This window comes from Pseudomonas agronomica, from assembly GCF_025917275.1.
In the GTDB taxonomy this organism is placed as follows: Bacteria; Pseudomonadota; Gammaproteobacteria; order Pseudomonadales; family Pseudomonadaceae; genus Aquipseudomonas; species Aquipseudomonas agronomica.
Window position 1 is genome coordinate 1 of the sequence record NZ_JAOSHO010000242.1, and the last position, 7,651, is coordinate 7,651.

General features: G+C 63.3%; 5 protein-coding genes and 1 pseudogene. 5 read left to right on the plus strand and 1 reads right to left on the minus strand.

Annotated features, from left to right (window positions below):
• On the plus strand, positions 1-2,119 hold a 2,119-nt coding region (locus tag OC610_RS16930; RefSeq protein ID WP_264429216.1), incomplete at its 5' end, for an alpha/beta hydrolase.
• On the opposite strand, the gene OC610_RS16935 is transcribed toward OC610_RS16930, so the two are convergent.
• On the minus strand, positions 2,100-2,789 hold the full coding sequence (locus tag OC610_RS16935; RefSeq protein ID WP_264429218.1) for an NYN domain-containing protein: 690 nt from the start codon (positions 2,787-2,789) through the stop codon (positions 2,100-2,102). The genes OC610_RS16930 and OC610_RS16935 overlap by 20 nt on opposite strands.
• Positions 2,790-3,265: 476 nt before the next feature.
• On the opposite strand from OC610_RS16935, the gene OC610_RS16940 reads away from it, so the two are divergent.
• The 4 genes and pseudogenes from OC610_RS16940 to OC610_RS16955 form a co-directional block, all read left to right on the plus strand.
• Positions 3,266-4,042, plus strand: coding sequence for an efflux RND transporter periplasmic adaptor subunit (locus OC610_RS16940; protein ID WP_264429220.1), 777 nt, complete (start codon positions 3,266-3,268; stop codon positions 4,040-4,042).
• Positions 4,039-5,358: an efflux RND transporter periplasmic adaptor subunit gene (locus tag OC610_RS16945; protein ID WP_264429222.1), complete on the plus strand. Its 1,320-nt coding sequence runs from the start codon at positions 4,039-4,041 to the stop codon at positions 5,356-5,358. Before OC610_RS16940 ends, OC610_RS16945 begins: the two co-directional genes overlap by 4 nt.
• A gap of 1 nt (position 5,359) precedes the next feature.
• On the plus strand, positions 5,360-7,456 hold the full coding sequence (locus OC610_RS16950) for an HlyD family efflux transporter periplasmic adaptor subunit (protein ID WP_264429224.1): 2,097 nt from the start codon (positions 5,360-5,362) through the stop codon (positions 7,454-7,456).
• 15 nt (positions 7,457-7,471) lie between these two features.
• A pseudogene (locus OC610_RS16955) lies at positions 7,472-7,651 on the plus strand (GNAT family N-acetyltransferase); the annotation flags it as partial.

Consider the following 7,651-nt stretch of genomic DNA (forward strand, 5'->3'; position numbering starts at 1 on the left):
GCCGTTGCCGATTCGCAAGACCATCCACTGGCTGCTGGCGAACAAGCCGACGTTGTTTGCCCAAAAGTTTTCCAGCCAGGCCTGGGCGCCCGAGCAGTACCAGCGCATGGGCGCCGGCTATGCCCGCTGCCGGGCCTTTGTGCCGCATTGGGACCTGGTGCGCGCCGACACCGCGTTGCCGCTGCTGGAATGGATCACGGATCCGGTGGAGCTGGTCTGGGGTGATCAAGACAAGGTGTTGGGCGTCGCCCAAGCGGCGGCCTGGTCGGCCATCCTTGCCCGCGCCGATTTGACCATCAGCCTGAAGCCCGGCTGGGGCCACTATCCATGGATTGATTCACCGGCTGAATTCGCGACGTGGCTGGAGTCCGGCGAGCGTGGTTTTGTAGCGCATACCAAGGGCGGCCGCTTGCGTCTCGCGGCGCTGACTGGGCAGCCGGTGCCGGCGGCGCTGTCGCTCAACCATTGCGATGACCCACGCCTGCCAGGCTTTCTGAAAGACCAGCCGGACGCTACCTGGGCGGTGCGTTCTTCCAGCTACGGCGAGGATCAGGCCGATGCGGCGAATGCTGGCTTGAGCACCACGTTCCTGCGCGAACCGAGGTGCAACGTGCCGGCGCGCATTGCCGAGTTGAGCGCGGCGGGTGTCGAGGAAGTGGTGGTGCAGCGTTTCATCACGCCACGGTTGTCCGGGATCGCGTTCGTGCGTCACCTGTCCGTCGAATTGGAGTGGGTCGAGGGGCATCTGGAGTCGTTGGCCGATGGTCAAGTGAGCCCTGAGCGCGCGGTGATGTCCCGCCTCGGCGAGTCATGGAGCAGCGGCACCTTCAGGCCTGCCTATGGCCTGACCGCCGAAGCGCTGTGGCGCTTTCTGCAAGGCGTGCTGCGGGTCTTTCATTACGTGCCCGGTGATGTTGAATGGGCCTGGGACGGCACCCAGCTGTGGCTGTTGCAATATCGCCCGATCAGCGACTACGGCTGGCGTCGTCACCTGACCGCAGCCAACATCGCCGAGATACTGCCGCCCCGACCCAGCGTCCTGGTGGAATACGCCCAGCGCCGCACGGCAGCTAGCATCCCGGCGATCATGGCGCGTTGGGATCCGCGGGTGCTGCAGGACAACGAGCCCTTCACGGCGGTGTTTGGCGGCGCTTCGTACATCAATAATGATTTGTTTCTCGCCCGGCTGGCTGACTGGGGCGTCAGCGCCAGCAGCTATGCCGGCGAGGTCGGCGGCGCGACACCGCACCTGCCCTGGCGGCCACTGCGCCTGCTGCGTTCGCTGCCGTTGTTCCTGCGCATGCAACGCATCGCCCGGGGGCATCTGCTGACGCTGGAAAACGGCCTGCGACGTTTTGATCGAGAGCTGCACGAGCTGACCGGACAAGGCGCCAACGGCCAGCAATTGGCCGACTGGTTTACCCGCTTCTACGTGTTCGTGGTGCAAGGCAACCTGTGCATTGCCAGCGCCTTGGCCAGCAGCGGCGGGGACTGGCTGGGACGACCGCCGACCGCCTATGACGATCTCGAACACAGCCCTCATCGGCTGCCGTGGGAGACCGACCCGGCCACACCGCGCCCGGCGCCGACCGCGCTGCCATTGCAGGCCTTTCCTCAATGGCCGTTGGCGATTCGCCTGGTTCATGGCGCCGGCCTGCCGGGGTTGCGCGGCTATTATTTACAGGTGCGTGAATGGTATCGAGATAACCTGATGCGGATCTTTTTCCGCCTGCACCACGCCATGCCGAGCGCCGACCGTGCGCATTGGTTCGCACCGCACCCGGAGATCCGCAGCCGCGACGGCAGCTTCTGGCAGGACGGTCGCGAAGGCACCGAACAGGCGAGCGGATTCCTGATCTACCCGGGCCAGGCCCAAGGCATCCTCGGCGAGGACATCCTGCTGGAAGACACCCTGGACCCCGGCCGCCACGCCCACTACCAAAGCGCCCGCGCCGTGATCGCGCGCATGGGCGGACGCCTGTCCCATGGCTCGACGCTGCTGCGTGAACTGCGCAAGCCTTCGGCGGTATTGCCTCAGGTGGATGTGGGGTGGTTGGGGCGTGAGGTGGTGTATTGCGATGGGGAGTTGAGGTTGGCTGTTACCAGTAATCCGGCTTGATGGCAGGGGCTTTGTGGGTGGGTACTCGGCGGGGGAACTGGTGGGATTCAAGCTCTTCGCAAGTGACGACTCGACGCATCCAATCTGCGTGTTCTTTAAGCGAGCCGGGCGCCAGGCGTTTGGATCCGGTACGGTAGGGGAGTACCACACCAATTTTCAGGTCAGGGAAATCCTCTCGAATGGCTCTTAAGGCTGGGGCCATATCGGTATCCCCAGAGACCAGTACGAGTTGTTCGATACGACTCTCCGGCGGCACGTTTTCTTGTTTTGACGCCGTGCGATACATACTGATCGCAATGTGAACGTCCGTCTCCTTTTCCTCCAGCTTCCAGATAGCCACAGTATCTTGGCGTGAAGCGCCGATTTTTTTGCTGACAAAGCGCGGGGCATTGGCACGCTCTAGCTGATGACGACCATAATGCACGGCAACTTTGTTGGCCTTCAACGCGCGTACGTAGGAATCTTGGGCCTCTTTGGAAATGATTCCCCGGGTCGCCAGTTCAGGTTTCACAGAGGACGTGAAGTAATCAACGGACGCCAGTGAGCTTTGAGGATTTTCGACGTGGGCGATATGCGTTAACAGACGTGTCAGGTTTAGCCATTTATAGGGCGTACCGGCGAGTAGTCCATAAAAGACGTTATATCCATCAACGAAAAAAGCAGTACGCACAAACTCAATCCCCAGAAACGAAAAAACCGGCCGAAGCCGGTGTTTTCACCCCAACGGCCAGAGAATTTAATCCCTGCGTACGGGGTTGAGCAGTGAACAAATCCTAAGCCTGGGATGACTCTACGTCAACCGCGGATGGATGGGCCCTAGCACCGGCAAGATGAGTTTTGTGCATCTGGCCCCAAAAGGGTCAAGGGATTTATCGCTCAGTTTGCCAGCGATTATTACAGGTTCCATCCAAAAAAATTGTGGTCATTATGTGGCATAAATAATCCATAGCCCGCTGCTGTTTCGAACGAACGGGCTCTCCGAAATGCGTGTGGGATTTAGTACCGTTATACCTCAGTAAAATCCGTTAGTTTTTTGGGTCGTTCTCTGATCTTTTTGAAACAAAAAATTTCCCTCCGCCCACGCGCTCCCCTTGACGCCCCCCACCGCTGTCGTAGACTCCGACCATCCGTCAGGGAGTAACGGTCATGCGACGTTTATGCAGTTGGGTTGCGGGATTGACCTTTATAACGTGCGGGGTGCAGGCGCAGACGCCGGTTTCCGACGATCCGTTGCTGGAGAGCAACGGATCGGCCAGCGCGTCGGGCAACGAGGCGCGAGGGGTGCTTCGGGCGCGGGACCAGGCGGTGCTGGCCAGCGAGTTGGCCGGTCGGATTGTCGAATTGCCGTTCAGTGAGGGCGAGTCGTTCAAGAAGGGCGACACCCTGGCGCGTTTCGATTGCTCGGCCTATCAGGCCCAGCTCAATGCGGCCCAGGCGGCCAGCCGTGGCGCCGGTGAAGAACTGGCCCATAATCGGCAACTGGCGGAGTTGAAATCCGTCGGGCGTTTCGAGGTGTCGCGGGCCGAGGCCCGGCTCAGTGAGGCGCAGGCGCAATCCCAGGTCTATCAGGTGCAGGTCAAGCGCTGCAGTGTCATCGCACCGTTCGACGGGCAGGTGGTGGCGCGCAAGGTCCAGCGTTATGAGAGCGTCGCGGCTGGCGCACCGCTGCTGGATGTCGTGGACAATCGCACGCTGGAAATCCATCTGTTGGTTCCCTCGCGCTGGATGGGCAAGCTCAAGCCCGGCCAGTCGTTCAGCTTCGTTCCCGATGAAACCGGTAAGCCGTTGCAAGCGACGGTCAAGCGCCTGGGCGCGCGTATCGACGAGGGCAGCCAGACCCTGCTGCTGGTGGCGAGCGTGCCGGATGCCAGCGGTCTGTTGTCTGGCATGAGTGGTACGGCGCGTTTCTCGGAGTCGAAGTGAACGCGCCAGTGACGGGCAGCGCCGAGCAGGTGTTCGCCCGTTTCCTCGATCTGGAACGCCAGACAAGGGCTGCACGTACACCGGAGCAGTTGAGCTACAGCCTGGTCAACGACGGCCAGGCGTTGTTCGGCTTTCGTCATGCCGCGTTGTTGATCGCTGGCAAGGTCCAGGCCGTGACCGGTGTCAGCGCTGTTGAGCCGAACGCGCCGTTCGTGGCATTTGTCGAGCAAGCCGTCACGCAGTTGTTCAAGCAGGGAGCGCTGGACAAGGCGCGGGTCATCGCCCCTGATGAAGTAGGTGAATCGGTCCTGGCGGATTGGCGAAGCCTGTCGGCCGGGCATGTGTTCTGGCTGCCCTTGGTCGACCATCAGGGCCAGGTGTTTGGCGGCTTGTGGCTGGCCCGCGACCTGCTGTGGACGCCGCCGGAGCAAGTGCTGCTGTCGCAACTCGGCGACACCTACAGCCATGCGTGGCTGGCGCTGCAACCGCGCAAGCCGTGGCGCCTGCGTTGGACGCGCAAGCGCCAGGTCGCACTGGTGGCGGTGTTGCTGCTGGGGTTGCTGATCCCGGTGCGCCAATCCGTGTTGGCCCCGGCCGAAGTGGTGCCGCTGGGCGGGCAGGTGGTGGCGGCGCCGTTGGACGGCGTGATCGCCGAATTCCTGGTCAAGCCCAACCAGGCCGTGAAGAACGGCGACCTGTTGCTGCGTTTCGAAAGCACCACCCTCAAGGCCCAGGCCGATGTGGCCGAGCGGGCATTGGGTGTGGCCGAGGCGGAACTCAAGGCCAACTCCCAGCGCTCGTTTGCCGATGCTGAGTCCAGCTCGAAGATCGACCTGCTGGCGGCTCGCGTCGAGCAGAAGCGTGCCGAGCGCAACTACGCCATCGAGCTGCTCAAGCGCAGCGAAGTCCGTGCCGAACGTGACGGCATTGCGGTATTCGCCGATGCCGAGCGCTGGCTCGGCAAACCCGTGCAGACCGGCGAACGCCTGATGGAAATCGCCGATCCGAACCAGGCCGAGCTGCGCATTGAACTGGCGGTGGGCGACGCGATTGCGTTGGAGCCAGGCGCGCAAGTGGCGTTGTTTCTCGACAGCGATCCGTTGCAGCGACACCTGGCCCGGCTTGAGCGTTCGGCCTACGAAGCGCAACCCACCGCCGCCGGGCAGTTGGCCTATCGGTTGGACGCACGTTTCGATGCCACGGCGCCGCGCATCGGCCTGCGGGGCACCGCGAAAATCTTCGGCGATCGCGCGCCGTTGGCGTTGTATCTGTTGCGCCGGCCGCTCGCAGGCCTGCGACAGAGCGTAGGCCTGTAGCGTGAACCTGCCGAGCCTGCGGTCGGACCTGCAATTGTCTGCCGCCGCCCCCGACCCCGACGGCTCGCCGCAATGGACCCTGGCCGATCCGGTCCGCGGACGCTATTTCAAGCTGGGCGCGGCGGCGATGCGCATGTTGCGGCACTGGTCCCTGGGCGATCCGGAGCAGGTACTGCGAGCGGCGAATTGCGAGCCGGGCCTGCCGCTCAATGGCGAATCACTGGAGCAATTGCTGGGCTTTTTGCGCGGCCATGACCTGATCAGCGCGATGGACCCGCAGCAACGCGACAGCTATCAATACAAGACCGCTTCCCAGCGCCAGAGCCTGTGGCAAATCCTGCTGCATCAATACCTGTTTTTCCGCATACCGCTATGGCGTCCGGATGCGTTCCTCAACCGTGCCTGGCCTTTTCTGGCGCGGTTCGGTCCCGGCATCCTGCGCTATGGACTACCGCTGACCCTGGGCCTGGGTATTTTCCTGGTGTCCAGGGACTGGCAGCGGTTCCTGGCGACGTTTCCGCACCTGTTCAGCCTCGGCGGTGCGCTGGCGTTCGGGGTGGCCTTGTTCTTTGCCAAGCTGTGCCACGAATTCGGCCATGCGTTCATGGCCAAGCGTGCCGGCTGCCGTGTGCAAAGCATGGGCGTGGCGTTCATGGTGCTGCTGCCGATGTTCTATACCGACGTCAGCGACGCCTGGCGGGTCAATGACCGTCGAGCCCGATTGCTGATTGGCGCGGGCGGCGTGCTGGCGGAGTTGCTGCTGGCCTGCATCGCATTGCTGGCCTGGTCTCTGTTGCCCGACGGCCCGGCGCGCACGGCGTCGTTCATGTTGGCCAGCGCCACGTGGATAACCACGCTGCTCATCAACCTGAACCCCTTCATGCGCTTCGACGGCTACTTCCTGCTCAGCGACTTGTGGGCGGTGGATAACCTCCAGGGCCGTGCATTTGCCCTGTGTCGCTGGCGCTTGCGCGAAGCCTTGTTCGGTTATGGCGCTGCCGCCCCGGAACCCTGGTCACCGAAAATGCGTCGACGCTTGCTGGTGTGGGGCTATGGTTCCTGGCTGTGGCGTGCGGCGTTGTTCTTCGGTATCGCCCTGGCGGTCTATCACCTGTTTTTCAAGGTGCTGGGCATCTTCTTGATGTTGGTGGAATTGGTCTGGTTCATTTTTATGCCCATCGTGAATGAAGGACGGCAATGGTGGAGCCGCCGCGAGCAGGCTCATGGCCCGCGCGTGTTGCTGACCGGTCTGGTGCTGCTGGTCGTGTTATTGGGACTGCTGCTGCCGTGGCGCAGTGCCGTGGAAGTGCCGGCGATGCTTGAGGCCGGTCGCGCCAGCGCCTTGCATGCGCCGGTGGCGGCGCGGGTCAAGCAGGTGAATGTGCGTGACGGCCAGGTCGTGGCCCAGGGCGACGTATTGATCGAGTTGGAGTCGCCGGACATGGCGTCGCGCCTGGCGATTGTCCGTCGGGAAATCGAGATCCAGCAATTGCAGATGCGCCGTCAGGCCGGCCGCAGTGAAACCGCCGCCGATGCCGGCATCATCGAGCAGCAACTGGCTGAAGCCGTGGCCGACTATCGAGGCCTGGTTGCCCAGCGTGAACGCCTGCTGTTGCGTGCGCCCCACGCCGGACAGGTACGCGACCTGCTGGCGGACCTGACGGTGGGACGCTGGTTGTCGCCCACGCAGCCGCTGGCGCGGGTGGTGCAAGCTGACTCCCGCTTGCGCGGCTACCTCACCGAAGCCGAACTCTGGCGAGTCGCGCCCGGCGCCACCGGACGGTTTATCGCGGACGACCCGATGCACACTTCGATTGCCGTCCAACTGAACGAAATCGACACCAATGGCGTGGCCTGGGTCGATCAACAGGCGTTGACCTCCGACCACCATGGGCCGATTGCGGTGCGCCGCGATTCGCAGCAACGGGCCGAGCCGGTGCAGGCGCAATACGGCGTGCGGCTGAGTGCGGTGGACGACACATCCGCCCCCGTACAGCCGCTGCGTGGCGTGGCGGTGCTGCAGGGCAAGGGTGAGTCGGTATTGGGCGCGGCCTGGCGTCGGTTGGCGGCGTTGGGCGTCAGGGAAAGCGGGTTCTAAATCCAGGGAGCGAGCATGGACTCAGTGGCGGCAGAAGGATTGGTGGTGCGTCCATCGCGGGTCAGCGATGGTCCGTTCCTGCAGGGCCTGTACCAGGCGGCGCGGCCGGACTTGCAATGGATCGACGGCGATCCCGAGCAGGTGCAGCAAGTGATCGCCCAGCAGTTCGAGATCCAGGAGCAGGGCCTGGGGGAC